General features: G+C 58.2%; 21 protein-coding genes and 1 pseudogene. 8 read left to right on the top strand and 14 right to left on the bottom strand.

What is annotated here, in order from left to right; all coding sequences use genetic code 11:
- The first annotated feature begins 115 nt into the window (after positions 1-115).
- The 3 genes from ACOTYB_RS01285 to ACOTYB_RS01295 are packed head-to-tail and all read left to right on the top strand — an operon-like array spanning position 116 to position 2,836.
- Positions 116-859, top strand: a complete 744-nt coding sequence (locus tag ACOTYB_RS01285) for an AraC family transcriptional regulator (protein WP_045342558.1) — start codon at positions 116-118, stop codon at positions 857-859.
- 48 nt (positions 860-907) lie between these two features.
- Positions 908-1,561, top strand: coding sequence for a LysE family translocator (locus ACOTYB_RS01290; protein ID WP_409248713.1), 654 nt, complete (start codon positions 908-910; stop codon positions 1,559-1,561).
- Positions 1,562-1,564: 3 nt separating this feature from the next.
- Positions 1,565-2,836, top strand: coding sequence for a DUF445 domain-containing protein (locus ACOTYB_RS01295; RefSeq protein ID WP_032608445.1), 1,272 nt, complete (start codon positions 1,565-1,567; stop codon positions 2,834-2,836).
- Here the strand turns inward: ACOTYB_RS01295 and ACOTYB_RS01300 are convergent.
- The 7 genes from ACOTYB_RS01300 to ACOTYB_RS01330 form a co-directional block, all read right to left on the bottom strand.
- Positions 2,833-3,909 carry a DUF2955 domain-containing protein gene (locus ACOTYB_RS01300; protein ID WP_220153542.1) on the bottom strand — a complete coding sequence of 359 codons (1,077 nt, stop codon included), beginning with the start codon at positions 3,907-3,909 and terminating at the stop codon, positions 2,833-2,835. The genes ACOTYB_RS01295 and ACOTYB_RS01300 overlap by 4 nt on opposite strands.
- Complete coding sequence (locus tag ACOTYB_RS01305; RefSeq protein WP_086527941.1) at positions 3,899-4,966, bottom strand: HlyD family secretion protein; 1,068 nt, start codon at positions 4,964-4,966, stop codon at positions 3,899-3,901. The genes ACOTYB_RS01300 and ACOTYB_RS01305 overlap by 11 nt, the downstream gene beginning before the upstream one ends.
- Positions 4,963-5,433, bottom strand: a complete 471-nt coding sequence (locus tag ACOTYB_RS01310; protein ID WP_003863089.1) for a MarR family winged helix-turn-helix transcriptional regulator — start codon at positions 5,431-5,433, stop codon at positions 4,963-4,965. The genes ACOTYB_RS01305 and ACOTYB_RS01310 overlap by 4 nt, the downstream gene beginning before the upstream one ends.
- A 149-nt stretch (positions 5,434-5,582) precedes the next feature.
- Complete coding sequence (locus ACOTYB_RS01315; protein WP_032608444.1) at positions 5,583-6,278, bottom strand: ArsR/SmtB family transcription factor; 696 nt, start codon at positions 6,276-6,278, stop codon at positions 5,583-5,585.
- On the bottom strand, positions 6,253-6,648 hold the full coding sequence (locus ACOTYB_RS01320) for an amino acid-binding ACT protein (RefSeq protein WP_022650340.1): 396 nt from the start codon (positions 6,646-6,648) through the stop codon (positions 6,253-6,255). The genes ACOTYB_RS01315 and ACOTYB_RS01320 overlap by 26 nt, the downstream gene beginning before the upstream one ends.
- Positions 6,641-6,964 carry an antibiotic biosynthesis monooxygenase family protein gene (locus ACOTYB_RS01325; RefSeq protein WP_003863082.1) on the bottom strand — a complete coding sequence of 108 codons (324 nt, stop codon included), beginning with the start codon at positions 6,962-6,964 and terminating at the stop codon, positions 6,641-6,643. Before ACOTYB_RS01325 ends, ACOTYB_RS01320 begins: the two co-directional genes overlap by 8 nt.
- A 75-nt stretch (positions 6,965-7,039) precedes the next feature.
- Positions 7,040-8,455 carry an aldehyde dehydrogenase family protein gene (locus tag ACOTYB_RS01330; protein WP_022650339.1) on the bottom strand — a complete coding sequence of 472 codons (1,416 nt, stop codon included), beginning with the start codon at positions 8,453-8,455 and terminating at the stop codon, positions 7,040-7,042.
- Positions 8,456-8,555: 100 nt separating this feature from the next.
- Between ACOTYB_RS01330 and ACOTYB_RS01335 the strand changes: the two genes are divergently transcribed.
- Complete coding sequence (locus tag ACOTYB_RS01335; protein WP_003863079.1) at positions 8,556-9,458, top strand: LysR family transcriptional regulator; 903 nt, start codon at positions 8,556-8,558, stop codon at positions 9,456-9,458.
- Here ACOTYB_RS01335 and ACOTYB_RS01340 read toward each other — a convergent pair.
- Positions 9,445-9,924: a carboxymuconolactone decarboxylase family protein gene (locus ACOTYB_RS01340; protein ID WP_003863077.1), complete on the bottom strand. Its 480-nt coding sequence runs from the start codon at positions 9,922-9,924 to the stop codon at positions 9,445-9,447. The genes ACOTYB_RS01335 and ACOTYB_RS01340 overlap by 14 nt on opposite strands.
- A 102-nt stretch (positions 9,925-10,026) precedes the next feature.
- On the opposite strand from ACOTYB_RS01340, the gene ACOTYB_RS01345 reads away from it, so the two are divergent.
- Positions 10,027-11,415 (top strand): PLP-dependent aminotransferase family protein, encoded by a 1,389-nt coding sequence (locus ACOTYB_RS01345; protein WP_220153540.1) that lies wholly within the window; start codon positions 10,027-10,029, stop codon positions 11,413-11,415.
- Positions 11,416-11,500: 85 nt separating this feature from the next.
- On the opposite strand, the gene ACOTYB_RS01350 is transcribed toward ACOTYB_RS01345, so the two are convergent.
- Positions 11,501-11,662 (bottom strand): DUF1127 domain-containing protein, encoded by a 162-nt coding sequence (locus tag ACOTYB_RS01350; RefSeq protein ID WP_126524616.1) that lies wholly within the window; start codon positions 11,660-11,662, stop codon positions 11,501-11,503.
- A 176-nt stretch (positions 11,663-11,838) separates the two neighbouring features.
- Here ACOTYB_RS01350 and ACOTYB_RS01355 point away from each other — a divergent pair, with 176 nt between their 5' ends.
- Positions 11,839-13,254, top strand: a complete 1,416-nt coding sequence (locus ACOTYB_RS01355) for a PLP-dependent aminotransferase family protein (protein WP_003863072.1) — start codon at positions 11,839-11,841, stop codon at positions 13,252-13,254.
- Positions 13,255-13,335: 81 nt separating this feature from the next.
- Here ACOTYB_RS01355 and foxA read toward each other — a convergent pair whose 3' ends face one another.
- The 3 genes and pseudogenes from foxA to ACOTYB_RS01370 form a co-directional block, all read right to left on the bottom strand.
- Positions 13,336-15,444, bottom strand: coding sequence for a ferrioxamine B receptor FoxA (gene foxA / locus ACOTYB_RS01360; protein WP_220153863.1), 2,109 nt, complete (start codon positions 15,442-15,444; stop codon positions 13,336-13,338).
- Between the two features lie 121 nt (positions 15,445-15,565).
- Positions 15,566-16,521 (bottom strand): annotated as a pseudogene (locus ACOTYB_RS01365) (helix-turn-helix domain-containing protein).
- A 134-nt stretch (positions 16,522-16,655) separates the two neighbouring features.
- Entirely contained in the window at positions 16,656-16,889 is a 234-nt protein-coding gene (locus ACOTYB_RS01370) for a DUF2171 domain-containing protein (protein WP_003863067.1), read from the bottom strand.
- A gap of 219 nt (positions 16,890-17,108) precedes the next feature.
- Between ACOTYB_RS01370 and ACOTYB_RS01375 the strand changes: the two genes are divergently transcribed.
- Positions 17,109-17,294 (top strand): hypothetical protein, encoded by a 186-nt coding sequence (locus ACOTYB_RS01375; RefSeq protein ID WP_010427252.1) that lies wholly within the window; start codon positions 17,109-17,111, stop codon positions 17,292-17,294.
- A 38-nt stretch (positions 17,295-17,332) separates the two neighbouring features.
- Here ACOTYB_RS01375 and ACOTYB_RS01380 read toward each other — a convergent pair whose 3' ends face one another.
- Positions 17,333-18,454 carry a JmjC domain-containing protein gene (locus tag ACOTYB_RS01380; protein ID WP_409248711.1) on the bottom strand — a complete coding sequence of 374 codons (1,122 nt, stop codon included), beginning with the start codon at positions 18,452-18,454 and terminating at the stop codon, positions 17,333-17,335.
- A 134-nt stretch (positions 18,455-18,588) separates the two neighbouring features.
- Positions 18,589-19,194 carry an ATP-dependent Clp protease proteolytic subunit gene (locus ACOTYB_RS01385; protein ID WP_003863062.1) on the bottom strand — a complete coding sequence of 202 codons (606 nt, stop codon included), beginning with the start codon at positions 19,192-19,194 and terminating at the stop codon, positions 18,589-18,591.
- A 300-nt stretch (positions 19,195-19,494) separates the two neighbouring features.
- Between ACOTYB_RS01385 and ACOTYB_RS01390 the strand changes: the two genes are divergently transcribed.
- Positions 19,495-20,112 (top strand): response regulator transcription factor, encoded by a 618-nt coding sequence (locus tag ACOTYB_RS01390; RefSeq protein ID WP_003863061.1) that lies wholly within the window; start codon positions 19,495-19,497, stop codon positions 20,110-20,112.
- Positions 20,113-20,114: the final 2 nt, after the last annotated feature.

Raw genomic sequence — 20,114 nt, forward strand, 5'->3', positions numbered from 1 at the left:
GGTAGTCAATGTGACTGGCTATGAAGGTAAAGTTGGGTATATACGGAAGGTTCTTAATGAAGCGCTGCCAGACGGTTCGCTGACGTGGTATAAAAAACGTCCAGAAGGAGTTCATATGACCGATACCCGACACATCCGGCAGACTTTTCACCGCGCCTCAGGCCTTGAACTACGCAGCACGTGGCAGAGCATGCAGGCGTACAAACGCCATTGCCACCCTCAGCTCTCCATCGGCGCAATTGTGGAAGGCCAGACATGCTGCGTGTGTAATGGCAGAGAATACATCCTCCAGCCCGGAGACCTGATTGTGATCCCGGCTTATGTCCCACACAGCTGCAACCCTGTTGCCGGGCAGCCGCGTAGTTATCATATGCTTTATATTGATACGGATCTTCCCCTTGCGGTTCAGGTGATTCGCAACGCTACGCTGTTTATGTATTACCGGGAAGTTGTTGAGAGGATGTCCCCTGCGTCCGTAGACAGGCTGCTTACTGCCCTTCCCCATTGCATGGATGAGGGAGAAAAGCCTGGATCAACCAGCCAGCAGGTTCAGCAGGCATTTCTTTCCAATCTTTCCAGCCCGCCTTCCCTCGACGCACTTGCGCAACGATTCTCGCTGCGAAAGGAGACGCTGATCCGTACCTTCAAGAAGGACACCGGCCTGACGCCGGTCAGCTTTCTCAACGTCTCCCGCGTGGAGTACGCCAAAGCGCGGCTGCGTGCCGGAGACGACATTGCCGACGTCGGCTACCAGAGCGGGTTTGCCGACCAGAGCCATTTTCATAAGACCTTTGTGCGCTACACCGCCGCCACACCGCGCCAGTACGCTACGGGCCGATCAATAACAGACAATAAATAGGTTCTGTGTTTTCGTAGTCTGGCCCCAGTTTTGCATTCTGAGGTCGCTATGGAACTATTCTTCCCTTCCGCTTTTCTCGCCCTGGCGCTGGCGCATTTTGTTGCCCTGTTAAGCCCTGGCCCGGATTTCTTCCTGCTGATGGGCTACGCCGCCCGCTACCGACTGCGCGGCAGCGCCGGATTGTGCATCGGGATAGCGGCAGGAAACGGGCTTTACATTTTGCTGGTCATTATAGGATGGAGCGCGCTGCGTCAGTTCGCGTGGCTGTTCACGTTGATTGAATTATCCGGTGCACTGTATTTGCTCTGGATCGGCTCGCATCTTGTACGCAGCCGAACGCAGACGCTGGCGCTAAATGAAACAGATGAGCGCTGCCCTTCGCTGCGTAAGCAGATCCTGCTGGGGCTGGGTTCGGCGTTGTTAAATCCCAAAAACGCGTTGTTCTACCTGGCGCTAATGACGGCGTTACTCGGGCCGCACGTCACGCTGCTTCAGCAGGCGACCTGCGGCGTCTGGATGGTGATGGTAGTACTGGTATGGGATTTTGCGCTGGTATCGCTGATGGGGTTACCGGCGGTTCAGCGAAAGCTCAGCCGTTCGCTCTGGCTGATAGAGCGCACGGCGGGGGTGGTATTGATGGGGTTTGGTGGGTGGGTGCTGTGGCGGTTTTTGCACTTTTCCCCCGTATCCCTCTATCCTTAACCCATGGAAAAGCATACCGAACTCAAACGCGCCAAGCTTCTCGCGCTGTCGCTGCTGCTGATTGCCGTCGCAGCGTTTATCACCACCCTGTTCATGCCGCAAACCTTCTGGGTGCGCGGCGTAAAGGCCATTGCCGAGGCGGCGATGGTTGGCGCGCTGGCGGACTGGTTTGCCGTTGTCGCGCTGTTCCGCCGGGTGCCCATTCCCTTTATCTCGCGCCATACGGCGATTATCCCGCGCAATAAAGACCGCATCGGCGACAATCTCGGCCAGTTCGTGCAGGAAAAGTTTCTCGATACGCAATCCCTTGTCGATCTTATCCGTCGCTACGAGCCCGCACAGATGATTGGGACCTGGTTCAGCCAGCCCGATAACGCCCGGCGCGTGGGGCAGCATCTGGTGCAGGTGATGGGCGGTTTTCTGGAACTTACCGACGATGGGCGCATCCAGCGCCTGCTCAAACGCGCGGTGCATAAGGCTATCGACAAGGTCGATTTAACCGAGACCAGCGCCGTCATGCTGGAAAGCATGACCAAAAACAACCGTCACCAGGTGCTGCTGGACGCCATCATAAACCGCCTGATTACCCTGATTCAGCGGGAAAGCACGCGGGAATTTATTGCTGACCAGATCGTTCACTGGCTTAAGACCGAGCATCCGCGCAAGGCCATGGTGCTGCCCACCGAGTGGCTGGGCGATCAAAGCGCGGAGATGGTGTCGAACGCGGTGAACACGCTGCTGGACGATATCAGCCACGACCGTACGCACCAGATCCGTCAGGCGTTTGACCGCGCCACGATCAAGTTCATCGACAATCTGAAAAACGATCCGGAGATGACGGCGAAAGCCGAGAATATCAAACACTACCTCAAGAATGATGAGGCCTTTAACCGCTATCTGGGGGAAATGTGGGCTGACCTGCGCCAGTGGCTGAAAAATGACATGCAGAGCGATGATTCCCGCGTGAAGCAGCGTATCGCCAACGCCGGGCTGTGGTTTGGCGAAACGCTGACCAACGACGCCAGCCTGCGGGCGTCGCTGAATGAGCATCTGGAGCAGGCCGCGCACCGCGTGGCGCCGGATTTCGCCGCGTTCCTGACGCGCCATATCAGCGACACGGTGAAAAGCTGGGATGCCAAAGACATGTCACGCCAGATAGAACTCAATATCGGTAAAGATCTTCAGTTCATTCGCGTTAACGGTACCCTGGTGGGCGGTACGATTGGCCTGATCCTGTTTCTGCTCTCGCAGCTACCCGCCGTGCTGGGGCATTAATCCGCTTTTGGCGGCGCGATAACGTAGCGCGTCGCCTCGAAGCGATTCAGGATCAGGTGCACCAGAAAGACCATCGTCAGCGTGACCACCAGCGCGAAGGTAACGGAGGTGATGCGGTATAGATCGCTGAACACCAGGTCGCTGTCCGGGTGCATGTTCTGCCCGAACATAATGCCGATGGTGGTGATACTGGCGAAGCCTACCCCGGCGCCGACCTTCTCCATTACGTGCAGACGCGCGCCAAACGCCAGACCAAGGCCAATCAGCGGCATCATCAGCAGCATATGGCTGCTGTGATCGTAGAGGATAAGCTGGACGACAAGGATATAGAGGCACCCCAGCACCACGCCAACCACGCGCCAGATGGAGCTGATAACCGAGCCGCGATAGTGCATCGTGAACAGGATCAAAATCCCCGCCATCAGCGCCGAAAGCGAATCGCTTAAGTCGCTAATCTGGAACACGACGAAAATCAGCGTCGCCACGGTGCCGGATAGCAGCGACTCGTGGCGCACGCGGGCATCGTCTTTCTCAATCAGCGGCGGCGGCTTACGCGGCTCCACGTCCGGCAGCAGGTAGTTCATCAGCGCGCTCAGGCACACCGCCATCACGCTCGCTTCGATGTTAGAGAATAAAAGCGTGTGCCAGTTGGTGGTGGGGTAGCTCATAAAGTTGAGCATCACGCTCTGGCAAACCACGCCCATCGAGCCGAACAGGAACAGCGGCCCCTTACTCATAAAGCGAAAACGCATCACGTACAGGGCAAACACCACCAGCGTCATGATGACCGGCCACTGCGACAGATAGCCGATAATCAACACCATTTCGACGCAGTTCAGCGAGGCGCTGAAGATAAACTGCTTCGCCACGTGGCGATTAAACACCGGTACCAGCGAGAGAAGCATGATCGGGTAGACCACAAAAAACACGCCGTAGCTGGTGTTGTAGAAACTCGAAATACTGAGCGCAATCATCCCGGCAAAGACGATACGCAGGGTCTGGCGAAAGTCGTTTGCCGTATAGACGATGTTGCCGTGCGGGGTAAATACCCGTGCCAGGGTGCTAATAGACATAGTGAAGCAGGCTCACCAGATGGATTTGCATCCCGGAGAAGAATCGCGCAAACGGCCCTTCGCTGTTGTAGAGCTGCACGGTGGCGCGCGCGCCGGTCGGCAGCGGCTTCGGTAAGGCTTCGTCCAGCGCTACGTGAATGCGCATACGCTGGGCATCACGCACCCAGCGGTTGGAGGTTTCCGGTTCAGAAAGTTGACCGTTTACGGCCTCCTGTCCGGCGAGGATCCCCGCGTCGCTGCTGGTAACGTGGGCACGGAAAACGTGCCCCGGGAAGGCGTCAAACACCACGGCAGCGTCGGTCCCCTGATGGGTATGACGCAGGCTCTTCTCGCGGAAATCCGCCACGATATCGATCCGGGTGTTCACCAGCGCCAGCGCAGCCGAACCGGATGAGGCGTAAAAACCGGGGCTTAATTGCAGGTTACTGACCGTGCCGTCCGCCTCGGCGTAGACCTTCGTCCAGCCAAGATTCAGCTCCGCTTCATCCAGCGCGTTACGGTATTTTTGCAGCGTCACGTTACGGTGCTCATCCCGCTCGCCGCGCTGAATGCGCAGGTTATGAATATTCGCCTGGATCGAGCTGACGGACTGCTCGCTGCTCTGCCAGGTGGTACGGACCTTATCCAGATCCGCCTGCGATACGTTCTGCAAGGTGCTCAGTTTCTGGTAGCGGTCGAATGTCACTTTGTCGTTACGCGCGGTCAGCACGGCGGTTTTCAGGCTGGCCTGCGCTGCGGCAATCTGCGCATCCAGCTGATCGTTAGACAGACGCGCCTGTTCCAGCGCGATCTGCGCCGCCTCGACCTTATTGCGAAACGGCGTGGCGTCGAGCTCAAACAGCAGATCGCCTTTCTTAACCTGGCTATTGTTATGGACATGTACCGCCGCCACATACCCGGAGACGCGGGCAGACACCGGGGTCACCACGCGCATCACGGTGGAGTCCGGCGTCAGCGGGATCCAGATATCCGCGACGATAAAGTAAACAAACATCAGCAGGAAAGAGGCAATACTCACCCTTACCCAGCGGGCAAACTTTTGTTCAGGAGTCATTATTTTTCGGTCTTATTATCTTCTTCGCGGATTGTCCGCAAATTGCAGGCGATTTGATTGAGAGTAGCGCTGAAAATATCGATATGTTCCGGCGCGATGTTTTGCGATACGCGCGCCTGGAACGTCTCAATCACCTGAGAGAGCCTTTCAAGAATGGCTTTTCCCTCAGGCGTCAGCGTCAGCAGCCGGATACGCTTGTCATACGGCGAGACGGTGCGCAGCAGGTAGCCCTGCTTTTCCAGCTGTGTCAGCGTGCGCATTAGGGGAGGCAGTTCAATGCCCTGCACTTCCGCCAGCTCGCTGACCGAGACGTTATCCCCGAGTTGATGAAGCTGCATCATCACCGTCCAGCTCGACTGGGTTAACCCGGTGTCGAGAATGGCGTCGTCGATGACTGCGCGCCACTGACGCACGATCATCGCCATCCGCATGCCCATCGGCCTGCGGCTAAACAGATCTTCTTCACTCATGGGGAGCCCTCTCGTAGTACGCCATCACGATAATAGTTATCAGGATAAGTATCAAGAAACGAGAAGTTAAAGCGCAGGAATTGCGAAACGATGTTCTCCCTCTCCCTGTGGGAGAGGGTCGGGGTGAGGGCATCAGCCCGCAGCGGCGTTTAGCGGCTAAAATGCTTCCTGACGGCACTTTTCCCCGAAGCCGTCACCACCACCTCCCGATAACCCGCCACCCGCTGGATCCAGCCTTTGCTTTCCATGTGGATAAGCAGCGCAGCGCCCGCCTCACCGCCAAGATGAAACCGCCGCTCGCTCCAGTCCAGGCAGGCGCAGCAGGCCTTCCGACGCGGATGAGCGCTTAACGGAATACCGAGTGCCAGGAACTGCTCCCGACCATACAGGGTCAATGCGGAACCGTCAGCCTCCAGCCAGCCTTCCGCCTGCATGAAATCATAGATCTGCACCGCCACCGCGCCTGCGAGATGGTCGTAGCAGGTCCGGGCTTCACGCATGGCTTTCGGCGCGCTGGTTTCCGGCGGGGTAATGCGGCTCCACGAAAGCCCCATCATCTGTTCCACCAGCGCCGCCACGTCGTGCCCGGCAAGACGATAATAACGATGCCGCCCTTGCGACAGGCAGGTAATTAGCTGCCCTTCAACCAGCCGGGCAAGATGCCCGCTGGCGGTCGACGGCGCAACGTCTGCCGCCGCACTCAGTTCAGTGGCCGTCCACGCACGCCCGTCCATTAGCGCACAAAGCATCTTCACGCGCGACGGATCGGCCATTGCAGCCGCCACCGCGGCAATCGCCTTTTCCAGCATCGCGCTGTTATCAGAGGGTAAGCTCGTCTTTAACATTCGTCGCCCAGGGTGTGGTGATCTCAGCGGCCAGCTTATCATCATCCGTCAGCAGAATAAGGTGATTCGCATGGTCACTGTACTGAGTCAGGATAGACACGCCGCGTGCCGCCAGCGCCGCCGCTATCTCGCCCAGCTCGCCAGGACGCTCCTGCTTAAGCTTTCTGATCACCGGCTTTCGCAGCGCCTGCACGGTAAACCCGGCGTCGAGCAGCACACGGCGGGCTTTTTCCCCGTCCTCCACCAGGAAATGGGCATCGGTACCGAATACGCCGCCACCCTCAAGCCCCACGCCGTTGCGCCCCAACAGCTGTCCAAAGCGCGCCAGCTCGCCGGGCCCGTCGCGGAAAATCACGTGAACGTCATACATCCGCGTGCCCTCCGGTTTCGGAACTGTATTCCCGCACCAGCTGCGCCACGCGAATACGGTAGAAAGAGAAAATCGACGCCCGTCCTTCGGCCTGCGCCGCCTGATGGAAGACGTTCTGCTTCCAGCGGCGGACGGCCTCTTCATCCCGCCACCAGGAAAGGGAGAGGATTTTGCCGTCGGTCGTCAGGCTCTGGAACCGTTCGATATCGATAAAGCCGTCGATGTCGGCCAGCAAAGGCTTAAGCTCTGCGGCAAGTTGGAGGTAGCGCGCCTGATGGGCAGGCGCGGCTTTGGCTTCGAAAAGGACTGCGATCATGATGGTCTCTCCGCTGTGATGTTGAGGAGAGAATGCAGGATGGAAAAGTACAATGCTTCGGTAAAGAGCGAAGCTTTAGCCCAGAACCGACCTCGGCTCCATAAACGCGCGGATCCCCCACTCGCCCATCTCGCGCCCCACGCCGGAGTGCTTAAACCCGCCAAACGGCGCTTTCGGTTCATGAGCCAGGGTGTTCACCAGCACGCGACCGGAAACAATCTGCTGTGCCACGCGTCGCGCGCGGTCCACATCGCCGCCCAGCACCATCGCGCTCAGGCCGTACTCGGTATCGTTGGCAATGGCAATCGCCTCCGCCTCGTCCTGATAAGGGATTACGCACAGCACCGGGCCGAAAATCTCGTCGCGGGCAATGGTCATCCGATTGTTCACGCCGGCAAACAGCGTCGGACGCACAAACCAGCCGTCCCGCGTGCCTTCCGGTCGCCCTTCGCCGCCCGCCAGCAGGCGCGCCCCTTCTTCGATTCCTTTGCGGATATAGCCCTGCACCCGCAGCCACTGCTTTTCGCTGACCATCGGGCCGACGTCTGTCGTGCTGTTGCGCGGGTCGCCGGATTTCATCGCCGCCACGGCCTGCGCCAGCGCGGTTTCGATCTCCGCTTTGCGCGAGTAAGGCACCAGAATGCGCGTCCCGGCCACGCACGCCTGCCCGCTGTTCATAAACCCGGCCTGGATCACCAGCGGGATCGCCTGCGCCAGATCCACATCATCCAGCAGGATCGTCGGTGATTTACCGCCCAACTCCAGCGTCACGCGCTTAAAGCTTTCCGCCGCGTTGCGCAGGATCGCCTTGCCGGTATTCGTGGAACCGGTGAACGAGATTTTCGCGACGTCCGGATGGCGGCTGATTGTGTCACCGACCGTCTCACCCCGTCCGGTGACGATGTTAAACACGCCCGGCGGTAGCGCAGCGTCGCGCAGCGCTTCGGTGACAATCTGCGTTTGCAGTGCGCTCATTTCACTCGGCTTGATGACCGCCGTGCAGCCCGCCGCCAGCGCGGCCGCCAGTTTGCCGCAGATAAACCCCGCATCGCTGTTCCACGGCGTAATCAGCCCGGCCACGCCGAGCGGCGTCATCTGCACCGTTGCGGCACCTGCGGAGGTGACAAACTCAAATGCCTCCAGCGCCTCGATGGCCTGAGCAATCACCTCTGCCGGATAGCTTGCCATCCACGCCGAGCGCGAGGCGGGCGCGCCGTACTCTTCAATGACCGCTTCCAGCAGAGCGTCGTGACGAGCGGCCACGGCGGCGTGCATGCGCTTCAGCGCGGCGATGCGTTCCTGCTTTGTGGTCTGCGACCACGCCGGAAACGCCGCTTTCGCCGCCGCGATAGCGCGTTCAGCGTCAACCTCATCCGCCAGGCGAACCTGGCCGATGACCTGCGCCGTCGCCGGATTGTACAAATCAAACCGTTCGGTACCGTGCGGGGTAACAAACTCGCCGTTAATAAAGATCTGTTCGATGGTGTGCATATAAACCTCCTCAGGCTGTGTGAGCCCAGTCTGTCACGGCTTCTCCGTTGCGATAATCCACGCTATGCTGCAAGGGTTGTTTCGATTTTCAGGATAATCTATGCATCGTTCAGGTCTGACAGAGCTGGAAGTGGTGATGGCGGTGGTGCGGCGCGGCAGCTTTCGCGGCGCGGCGCAGGAACTGGGGATGTCCGCCACGGCGGTCAGCAACGCCATCGCCGGGCTGGAGAGCCGCCTTGAGACGCGGCTTTTCAACCGCACCACCCGCAGCGTGGCGCTCACCGACGCCGGACAGCGCTACGTGGCGCGTATCGGCCCGGCGCTACAGGAGATCCGCCTCGCCGGGGAGGAGATCCACAGCGACACCGGGGAACCCGCCGGAACGCTGCGCCTCAACGTGCCGAACCATATCGGCACCCTGTTTCTGGACCAGCTGCTGATCGATTTCATGATCCGCTACCCGAAAATGCGCGTGGAAACGGTGAGCGAAGCGAGGATGATCGACATCGTAGCGGAAGGCTATGACGCGGGGATCCGCCTCGAAGAGTCCGTTCCGCAGGACATGATCGCCGTGCCGCTGACCGGTGAGATCCGCCAGCTCGTCACCGCCACGCCGGACTATTTCGCCCGTCACGGCATACCCGAGACGCCGGACGATCTGCTTTCGCATCAGGGGATCGGCATGCGTATGGCCCACGGCGGGATCTACCGCTGGGAGCTGGCCCGTCGGGGGGAAACGTACGCCCTTGCCGTGCCGCCGCGCTTTGCGACGTCCGATCTTTTTGCCTCGATCCGCGCCGTAAAAGCGGGGTTAGGGGTGGGATTTTTACCGGAAATCTATATTCAGGACGAACTGAAAAGCGGGGAGCTGGTGAGCGTCTTAAACGACTGGGCGCAGCCGTTTGCCGGGCTGCGCCTGTACTACCCCGGCCATCGCCACGTCCCGCCGGGGTTGCGGGCGCTGGTGGCGATGATCCGCGAGCGCGGGATTATTCCAGGTTAGCCTTGTTCAGCCCGTACGCCGCATCCAGCGAGCCCGGCTCCATGCGGGAGGTAATGCCCAGGCGGTTCCAGGCGTTGATCGCCACGATGGCGAAGTTCAGCTCTGAAATCTCCACGTCCGAGAAGTGCTCCGCCACGCTGCGGTACAGCGCATCGCTCACGCCGTGAACGCCGATTTGGGTCAGCGCTTCGGTGAAGGCCAGCGCCGCTTTTTCACGGGCGCTGAACAGCGGGGACTCGCGCCAGGCCGCCAGATGGTACAGGCGCAGCTCGCGCTCGCCGGCAATTTTCGCCTCTTTTGAGTGCATATCGAGACAGAACGTACAGCCGTTCAGCTGCGACACGCGAATGTCGATCAGGTGCTTCAGCGCCGGATCAATAGAGGTTTTCGCCACTTCCATGCTCAGGGCGGAAAGCGCGTTGGTGAGTGCAGGGGTGGCTTTGTGGTGGTTTACGCGAGTGCTCATTGTCTTTCCTCTTTTTTGTGCGGCATGTGTCATGCGATGAAGCAAATCTACGCCGTTCATGACATAGTAAAAAGATACAAAAAGCGTGAAATGAGGTAGGACATGAAGCCAGGCTATCACGAGATTTATTCCCGCTATCGCGACAACATCATGCGCGGCGTGCTGAAGCCGGGCGACAGGGTACCTGCCATCCGCCTGCTGGCGGAAGAGCTGAAGGTGGCGCGCAAAACCGTCGAGACGGCGTATGCCATTCTGACGGGCGAAGGGTATCTGGTGAGCCAGGGCGCGCGCGGGACGCGGGTGAATCCGGATCTTCTGCTGCCCGCGCAAAACGCCCCCACAGAACAAGCGACCGGCACGCTGCCGGCGTCGTTGATTAGCCAACGCGAACGAGCCGGTTTTCTGCGCCCCGGCATTCCCGCGCTCGACAGCTTCCCCTATAAAAAATGGCTGCTGCTGGCGGGCCAGGCGACGCGCGCCATGCGTCAGGATGAAATGCTCAACCCGCCCGTTCTGGGCTGGTATCCGCTGCGCGAGGCGATAGCCCGCTATCTCAATATCTCGCGCGGGTTATCCTGCACTGCGGAACAGGTAATGATCACCAGCGGCTACAGCGGCAGCCTGCGCCTGATCCTCGACACGCTCGCCAGCCGCAGCGATAAGGTGGTATTTGAGGATCCAGGCTACTTTATGGGCCAGCAGTTGCTCAAGCGCATTGTGCCCCGCCTGCACACCGTGCCGGTCGATCGCGCAGGGATGGATACGGACTACCTGCTGCGTAATCACCACGATGCCCGCTTCGCCATCGTTACTCCGTCGCACCAGAGCCCGCTGGCGGTGACGCTCTCCCTGCCGCGCAAGCAGCAGTTGCTCGACTGGGCGTCACAAAACGAGGCGTGGATTATCGAAGATGATTATGACGGCGAATTTCACTACACCCGCAAAGTGCTGCCGTCGCTGAAAAGCCTCGACCAGCATGACAGGGTGATCTTTATGGGCACCTTCAGCAAAACCATCATGCCATCGCTGCGCATGGGGTACGTGGTGATGCCCGCCAGCACCGTCGGCGCGTTTACCGACAGCGCGGACATCCTCACCAGCGGCCAGCCGGTGCTGACGCAAAAGATCCTCACCGCGTTTCTCAACGAAGGGCATTTTTTCCGTCATCTGAAAAAGATGCGCGCGCTCTATCAGACCCGCCGCGACTGGATGATTGCCGCCCTGTGTGAGGTCTATGGCGATCTGTTTTTCACCGAGCAAAACGACGGCGGGATGCATATTGTCGCGTTCCTCGCAAAGGGAAGCGCTGACCGGGAGATCGCCCGCTGCTGGCAGGAACAGCAATTGCAGGTCAATGCGCTTTCGGCGTGGTATCACGGATCAGGAAAACGCTACGGGCTGGTGATGGGCTATAACAACGTGTGGTCGTATCAGGAGGCGCTGGATTTGCTGGAAAGGCCGAAACGGCAGACGCTAGAACTGTTGAGCTGAAAACCACCGGGTGGCGGCTGCGCCTTCCCCGGCCTACGGTCTCCTGTAGGCCCGGTAAGCGTAGCGCCACCAGGCAACCCTATGCTCACACATCATATCGCGATAACCCGACGTCCTTGAGCTGCTCGTCGTTCATCTGGCTCAGAATACGGCGGGTACGGTTGATGCGATACCAGTTACGCAGCGTTTTCGCTACCCAGACAAACGCGATAAACGGACGTTTTGAACGATTCTCGTAGAATTCCATGATGCTCTCCTCGCTATGCCAGTGGGGTTATCATCATGGAAAACGGCCAGTACAATACAGATTCAAAAACTGCTTTTGTTTACCATACAGATCCGCTAAAACGGTATCTGCATGGTGGTTTATTCATCCATCTGTACTGGTTTAATGCTCTGTATGGTGAAAACAAAGGATACAGCATGACGCGCTATCAACATCTGGCCAACCTCCTGGCGGAACGCATTGAACAAGGGCTGTATCGCAGCGGCGAACGTCTGCCGTCGGTACGCACGCTGAGCCAGGAGCACGGCGTGAGCATCAGCACCATACAGCAGGCCTACCAGATCCTCGAAAACCTCCAGCTGATCACGCCTCAGCCGCGCTCCGGCTATTTCGTCTCGAAACGCAAAGCCCAGCCGCCCGTCCCGGCGATGACCCGTCCGGTACAGCGCCCGGTGGACGTTACCCAGTGGGATGAGGTGATGATGCTGCTGGACGCCCGCGCCGACAAAGAGATGATCTCCTTTGGCGGCGGCTCGCCGGACATTAACCAGCCGAGCCTGAAGCCCCTGTGGCGCGAGATGAGCCGCATCGCGCAGCATAACCCCGGCGAGATGCTGAGCTATGACGTGCTCGACGGGCGCCTGGAGCTGCGCGAGCAAATCGCCCGCCTGATGCTGGACGGCGGCTCCACCGTCGCGGCAAACGAAATTGTCATTACCAACGGCTGCCACGGCGCGCTGTCGATCGCCCTGCTCTCGGTGTGCAAACCGGGGGATATCGTGGCGGTGGAATCGCCGTCGTTTCACGGCACCATGCAGATGCTGCGCGGCTTTGACATCAAGGCCATTGAAATTCCCACCGATCCTGAAACCGGGATCAGCATCGAAGCGTTGGAGCTGGCGCTGGAGCAGTGGCCGATCAAGGCGGTGATCCTGGTGCCAAACTGCAATAACCCGCTCGGGTTTATCATGCCGGAGGCGCGGAAGAAGCAGGTCTTAGCCCTGGCACAGCGGCACGATATCGTGATTGTTGAGGATGATATCTACGGCGAGCTGGCGGCGGAGTATCCGCGTCCGCGCACCATTCATTCTATGGATATTGATGGTCGCGTGCTGTTATGCAGTTCGTTTACCAAGACCGTGGCGCCGGGCCTGCGCGTCGGCTGGATTGTGCCGGGGCGCTATTACGATCGGGTGATGCACATGAAGTACGCCGCGGGCGGGTTTAACGTGCCGGGCACGCAGATGGCGGTGGCGGCGTTTATCCGCGACGGCCATTACCATCGCCACGTGCGGCGTATGCGCCAGATTTATCAGCAGAATATGGAGACCTACACCTGCTGGGTGCGGCAGTATTTTCCGGCAGAGATATGCGTCACCCGCCCGCAGGGCAGCTTCCTGCTGTGGGTTGAGCTGCCGGAGACGGTCGATATGGTGTGCGTCAGCAAGCAGCTGTGCCGGCTGAAGATCCAGGCCGCGGCCGGGTCGCTGTTTTCCGCCTCCGGGAAGTACCGCAACTGCCTGCGGATCAACGTAGCGCTGCCGCCGACAGACAAAAATCGCGAGGCATTGAAAAAGATGGGTGAAGCGATTGTGATTGCGATGGAGGAGTAGTGCGGCATTTTGCCCTCACCCCGCCCCTCTCCCACAGGGAGAGGGAGAAAACCGCTCCCGCCCCCCGGCAAAATCAACAACTCAGAACTTCCACGAAACGCTGCCCACAATGCTGCGTTCTGCACCGAAGTAGCAGTAAGAGAGAGAGTTACAGGCCGCGACGTAGCTTCTGTCCGTCAGGTTATTGACGTTCAACTGCGCGCTCACACCCGTGAGCCCCACTTTCGACAGGTCATACCCCACGGTCATATCCACCAGCGTGTACGACGGAAGCGTATGGGTATTCTGGCGATCGCTGGCGATCCCGTTGACATAGCGCACGCCGGAGCCGACGGTCAGGCCGTCCAGCGGGCCGGTTTTGACGTCGTAGCTCAGCCAGGCGCTGGCCATGTTACGCGGGGCATAAACGGCGCGCTTGCCCTCCTCTTCCGGGCTGCTCTTCTTGTAGCGAATATCCGTGTAGGTGTACGCCGCCTGCATACGCAGGCTGTCGGTCAGCTGACCAATCGCCTCCAGCTCAACGCCTTCAGATTCGATTTCACCAATGGAACGGTACGGATCGGTCGGCTCCTCTTTAGTGGCAATGTTCTTCTGGTTAATGCGGAACACCGAGGCGCTGAACTGGCTGTTCATCCCCTCTGGCTCATACTTCACGCCCGCTTCCCACTGCTTGCCCTTCATCGGATCCAGGATATTGCCCTGCTCGTCGGCAAAGCTGGTCGGCGTAAAGGCGGTGGAGTAGCTGACGTACGGCGCAACGCCGTTATCAAACAGATACAGCAGCGCCGCGCGGCTGCTGAAGTTGTTTTTATCCAGATCGCTGCGGGTGTGGTTAAAGTTGTCGACGTTCGACACGCTCACCTGGTCGTAACGCCCGCCGAGCGTCAGGCGCCAGCGGTCAACGGACATCTGATCCTGTAGGTAGTAGCCGGTCTGGCGCAGCTTGTGTTTTTCCCTGCTGTACTGGGTGATGTAGTCCGGCTTCGCGCCGTAAACAGGATGGAAAGCGTCAATCGGCGGGAAGCCGCCGTAGTAGCCGGTGACGTTGTTGGTGCGGTCCTGGTAGTCCATGCCGATCAGCACGCGGTGGTTCACCGCCCCGGTGTCGAAGCTGCCGTCGACCTGGTTATCCAGGGTGATGGCGTTCATCTTCTCGTCAGAGCCGGAATAGCCGCGATTCAGCTCGGTGTCATTCAGCCAGCCTGCGGCATACACCTGGTTCAGCTCGACTTTGGTGTGCAGGTAGCGCAGCTTCTGGCGCACAGACCAGCCGCTGTCAAACAGGTGCTCGATGTTATAGCCGACCATTTTTTCCCGACGATCGTACTTGTCGTAATCGTCCTCGCCCTCGAAGAAGGTGTTGGAGATTTTCTTACCGCTGTGCGGTACAACGGTGCCCTCATATGGCAGGCCGGAGTGGCTGCCGCCTTCCGGATCGCGGTGCAGGTAGGCCATCAGATCCAGACGGGTGCTGTCGGTGATACGCCAGGTCAGGCTCGGCATCAGGGCGTAACGCTCTTCTTTGAGCGGATCGAACTGGGAATCAGCATAGCGGGTCATCCCGCTGAGGCGCACCGCCACGCGGTCGTTATCATCAACCGGGCCGGTCACGTCGAACATCGCCCCACGCTGGTTATTGTTACCGGCGAAGAGCTTAATCTCCCCGCCAGGATCGAACGATGGCTTACGGGAGGTGAGCGCCACAATCCCGCCCGGCGATGAGCGGCCATAGAGCACGGAGGCCGGACCGCGCACGACTTCGATACTGTCCAGGAACCACGGGTCAACCACCAGCGAGCTGTGGGAATTGGTGTCGCCCATCATCTTCAGGCCGTCGAGGTAGACGTTGTCCAGACTGCCGTCCGAGAAGCCGCGCAGCACCATGTAGTCAAAGCGGTTTGACGCCCCGATCTGGTTGCTGTAGACCCCCGGCGTGTAGCTCACGGCCTGACGCACGCTGGTTGCGCCCTGCTCTTCGAACTGCTCGCGCGTGACGATAGAGACCGACTGCGGGGTTTCAATATCCGGTGTTTCAAGCTTGGTGGCCGCAGACTGCATCTGCGAGGTCACCACCACGGTGTCAGTTTTTTGGGCATCCTGCGCCAGTAAAGGAAAAGCGACGCTACCGGTAACCCATCCCACCAGCAGTGCCAGACGCGATTTAGCAAACATAACCCTCTCCAGAGATATTTCTTATTGTTAATAAGAATTATTACCTTTTTGAGAGTGCAAACGGCTATGCGCGCCGCCAGGTTACGTATGCGCGATGCTAAACCGCACGGGATGCATTCGCGCGATGGGCGAAATTACGTTAGCGGAGTTTGCGCACGTCGCCCGGAGAAATCCCGTAATGACGACGAAACGCGGTGGCGAAGTTGGTGGCATGCTGATACCCGCACATCCAGGCCGCCTGCTGCACGCTGTGGCCTTCCAGCAGATAGCGGCGCGCCAGCGCAAGGCGACAGTCGCGAAGATAATCGAAGAGGGTGCAGCCGTAGCGCTGACGGAACTTGCTGCGCAGGCTGCTTGGGCTCATTGCAGCCAGGGCTGCCAGCTGCGCGAGAGTATGATCCCGTTCAGGAGACTGTTCCAGCAGGCTCCGCACGCGTTCAAGACGCGCATGCTCAGGGCGGCTTGGGCAAGGCTGCTGGCGCTGGTTGAGGCCATGGCCGAGCAGCTGATACATCAGCCCCTCAAGCAACAGCTTGCGTGAAAGCACGCTTACCCCCTGCCGCTGCGCATGCAGAATACCTGACATCACAAACTCGGGAACCTGCCAGACAATGCGGGTGCATTCAGGCTTTGCCATTCCAGAAGCAATGACTCAAGCAAGGCTTCACGTCCGGCATCGTGCGGGTACACGCCAAACGAGAGCGTTTTCAGCGTGCTGTCGGCATCGTGACGCGCGCTCATTACCTGATCTTCACTCAGACGTGAGCTGAACGCCATGCCCGGGCGGACGGGATAATTGATACCATTGAGCGTGAGCGTCACGCACCCTTCCAGCACCACCAGCATATAGAGCGGGCTGCTGTGGCGAGAGGTGGTTTCATAGGGCTGTAATACACGTACGTCGGAATGGGTCAGCGAAATGCCGGACGAGAGCATCATCTCTTCAACATTCCCCTGCAACACGGGGCTACCGCTGACCTGAGCCTCTTTTAACTGGGGGAAACGGTAGTCGATGCCATAGCGCTCGCCGAATACCTGAAAATCTTCAACAAAAAATATGCGTTTCGCTGATTTATTTTCACTCTGGAGCATCATTCGGGGCCTGCATCGGGAAAGGACAGGCAAAACAGTACCATCTATTTGCAATGGCAGCAATCACCGGGCGCAGACACTATTACGCTCCGGACGAAGCCGGAGCGAAGGCATATATTTCCTTGCGAGAGATATATTTATGCTTCCTGCCACTCAGCAAAAACCTCTTTATGGTTTTTGGTCAGGACAACTTTATTATCTTCGACTTTATCAACCCAGCCGAGAGGAATAAAATGGTGCTTGCCGCCCGATTCCGGATCGCTCTTCGCAAGCTTGATACGCTCACCATCAAGATGGTCCACAACCCCGACGTGCGTTCCGCAGCTGGCGACAACCTGAGTGTGATCCTTAATTGCGCTTTTATCTACCATAATTATTCTCCTGTTTCGGTTATTTGCCTGTTGCACGAAATTAACTGTAGCGCATAAATTAAGGCTTAAACGCCCTATTAGCATTTTGAAACATCATTGACAGAACCGAATATTCATTCTACTTGACGCCGAAATGAAAAAATAAGAATGAGATGAATTATTACCGGCTGATTATTTCCCGTTCATAATTAACTTATCGCAACCAACGAGGAGGTATTTATGACGATTCGCAACAATCGGACAGAAATTTCGCTGGCTCTTGGTGAAGCGGTTTTAGACATCGTGCAAAAAGGCCATGAAGTATCGCGAGAAAATCTCGCCCAGGCGATGAAAATCAAAGCGGAGAAAGAGCGCGACGATGAGCGGCTTCTTAACTACTGGAAGGCGTGTAATATGCTGGTTTGAACGTAGCGGCGTTTAGGCTGACTAAACGCCGCCTCATGTTACTCGTCGAAGTACCAGTACCCCTGGTTAATCAGCCCGGTGAGTTCGTCCACAAACGCCGGATTATTCAGTGCGTCACCCAGCTCGGCCTGGCCGAGCTCGGTGTGGCGGCACAGCGCGTCTGCCCCGTTCACATCCGCCGTTTCCAGCTGTTCACTGTTGATAAAGAAGCTGCCGTTAACGTTCAGCACGCGCAGGCCGCTCAGGCGCGACAGCGTTTCGCCGCCCTGAAGCGCGTCCAGCACCTCTTCTGCGGAATACGGCGGCTCGGCGGCGGCAATATCCAGCTCGTGACGTGGCGTGGAAACGAAGCTGCCAAACCATTTCGTGAAATCATCCGGCTTGCTAATCATGTCGATCATCATCTCGCGAATGCGATCAAGCTCGTACTGCTCCACGCGGCCCGGGTGTTCGCGGCAGGTCAGATCCGGATCGCTGTAGTGTTCGCCGCCCAGATCGTTCTCCAGCGCATAGTCGGCAAAGCTGCTGATCAGATCGCGACCGTTCGGCCCGCGAAAACCGACAGAGTAGTTGAGCGCGGTTTCATGGGTGAAGCCGTCATGCGGGAATCCAGGCGGAATGTAGAGGATATCGCCCGGCGCCAGATCTTCGTCGATGATCGGCTCAAACGGATCGACATGTAGCAGAGCCGGATGCGGGCAGAACTGACGCATCGGCAGCTTGTCACCCACGCGCCAGCGGCGGCTGCCCATCCCCTGGATGATAAACACATCGTACTGATCGATATGCGGCCCAACGCCGCCGCCCGGGACAGAAAAGGAGATCATCAGGTCATCGAGACGCCAGTCCGGCAGGACGCGGAACGGACGCACCAGCTCTGCGGCGGGCATATGCCAGTGGTTCACCGCCTGCGCCAGCAGGGACCAGCCGGTTTCACCGAGGTTATCGAAATGCTCAAACGGGCCATTGCTCGCCTGCCACTTGCCGTTAGCGTGGCTTACCAGGCGGCTATCGACTTCCGGCTCCATCGCCAGACCCGCCAGCTCATCAGGGGTAATGGGGTCGACAAAATTCGGGAAGGCATTTTTCAGTACAACGGGTTGTTTTTGCCAGTATTTTTCAAGAAATTCCGGCCAGTTCAGGTTCAGTTGATACGCCATGGTTAGCACCAGTGAGAGGGTAAACAGGCGCGATTATAGGTAAGAAAGCAGAGGGGGAACTTGTCATGGGTCAATCGAGCGCGTGTAGGTCGGGTAAGGCGAAGCCGTCACCCGACGCACACGCGGGCTAAAACTTAATCCAGGTTCAGCTCGTCATAATGGGTGATCAGTTTGCCCACGATGCCGTAGTCCAGCGCTTCCGCCGGTGACATCCAGAAGTTACGGTCGGTGTCTTTCTTCACTTTCTCCAGGGGCTGGCCGGTGGCGTCGGCAATCAGCTTGTTCACGCGTTCCAGCATGCGGATGATCTCCCGCGCTTCGATCTCAATATCCGTTGCCTGACCGCGCACGCCGCCCAGCGGCTGGTGGATCATAAAGCGGGTATTTGGCAGCGAGTAGCGGTGCTCTTTTTTCGCCGCCAGGAAGATGGTGATCCCGGCGCTTGCCACCCAGCCGGTGCCAATAACGTGTACTTCCGGACGGATAAACTTAATGAAGTCGTGGATGGTATCGCCCGCTTCTACATGGCCGCCCTGGCTGTTGATGTACAGCTTGATCGGATCGTTACTGACGCTTTGCAGCAGGATCATCTGAGTGATGACTTTCTGGGCCAGCTCCTGGTTGATTTCACCGGAGATGACAATCGAACGGGATTCCAGCAGTTTTTGCTGTAGAGCGCCCGCGCCGTTTGTTCCTTCCGCTTTTTCTTTATCGTCACTGCTTTTCAGTGTGTAGTGCATCGTTATGTCCTCAGCTTGTCGCGCTCAAAATCAGAGTGTAGCCTGTTTTACCCGTCGGCGTCCTCACACAAAACATCGCATGTCGTGCGCTGGCTCCGCCCCCGGAAAGGTCTCTAAAAACAGCGCTCCACTCCTAACTAATTCGCCACATTTTTATTACAATTTCATATCATCTTCATATTGGTAAATGATAATAATAATTAATGTGTTAGTATGAATGAGGATAGCAAACAGTCGCTTACGTTCAAAAAGGCGCTATTTTATTGTCGATGATTTACTGATCACACACCGGGGCGGTGAATGGAACACATTGTTTATGTGGTTGATGACGATGACACAGTCAGACAGTCCGTTGTCAGGCTGCTGGAATCCGCGGATATGCACGCCCTTGGCTTTTCCTCAGCAGAAGCCTTTCTCAGCCATCCCTTTGAGGATCTGCCCTCCTGCGTGATCCTCGATATGCAGATGCCCACGATAACCGGATTTGATGTCGCAGATGCGCTGAAAGCCAGCGGGCGGGAAATACCGATCATCTTTCTCACCGGTCACGGCACCATCCCTATGTCCGTCCGGGCGATCAAAGGCGGAGCCTACGAATTTCTCACTAAGCCCGTTGAATCCAGCGCGCTCATCGGCTCCATCGAATCCGCGCTCAGACTGGCACAGCACAACGCCGCCCGCGTCAAAGAGCACTACGCCCTGAAGCAGCGCCACATGTCCCTCACGCCGCGCGAGCATGAGGTGCTTGAGCTGGCCATCAGCGGCAAGCTCAACAAGCAGATCGCCGCCGAGCTGGGCGTCAGTGAGATCACGGTGAAAGTGCACCGCCGCCGGGTAATGGAGAAAATGCAGGTCCGCTCCGTGGCCGAACTGGTCAGGGCCGTCGAGCGCCTGACCAAACATCAACCAGTGGAATAACC

The sequence above is a fragment of the Enterobacter cloacae complex sp. IR5450 genome (genome assembly GCF_049238665.1).
Taxonomy (GTDB): domain Bacteria; phylum Pseudomonadota; class Gammaproteobacteria; order Enterobacterales; family Enterobacteriaceae; genus Enterobacter; species Enterobacter hormaechei_C.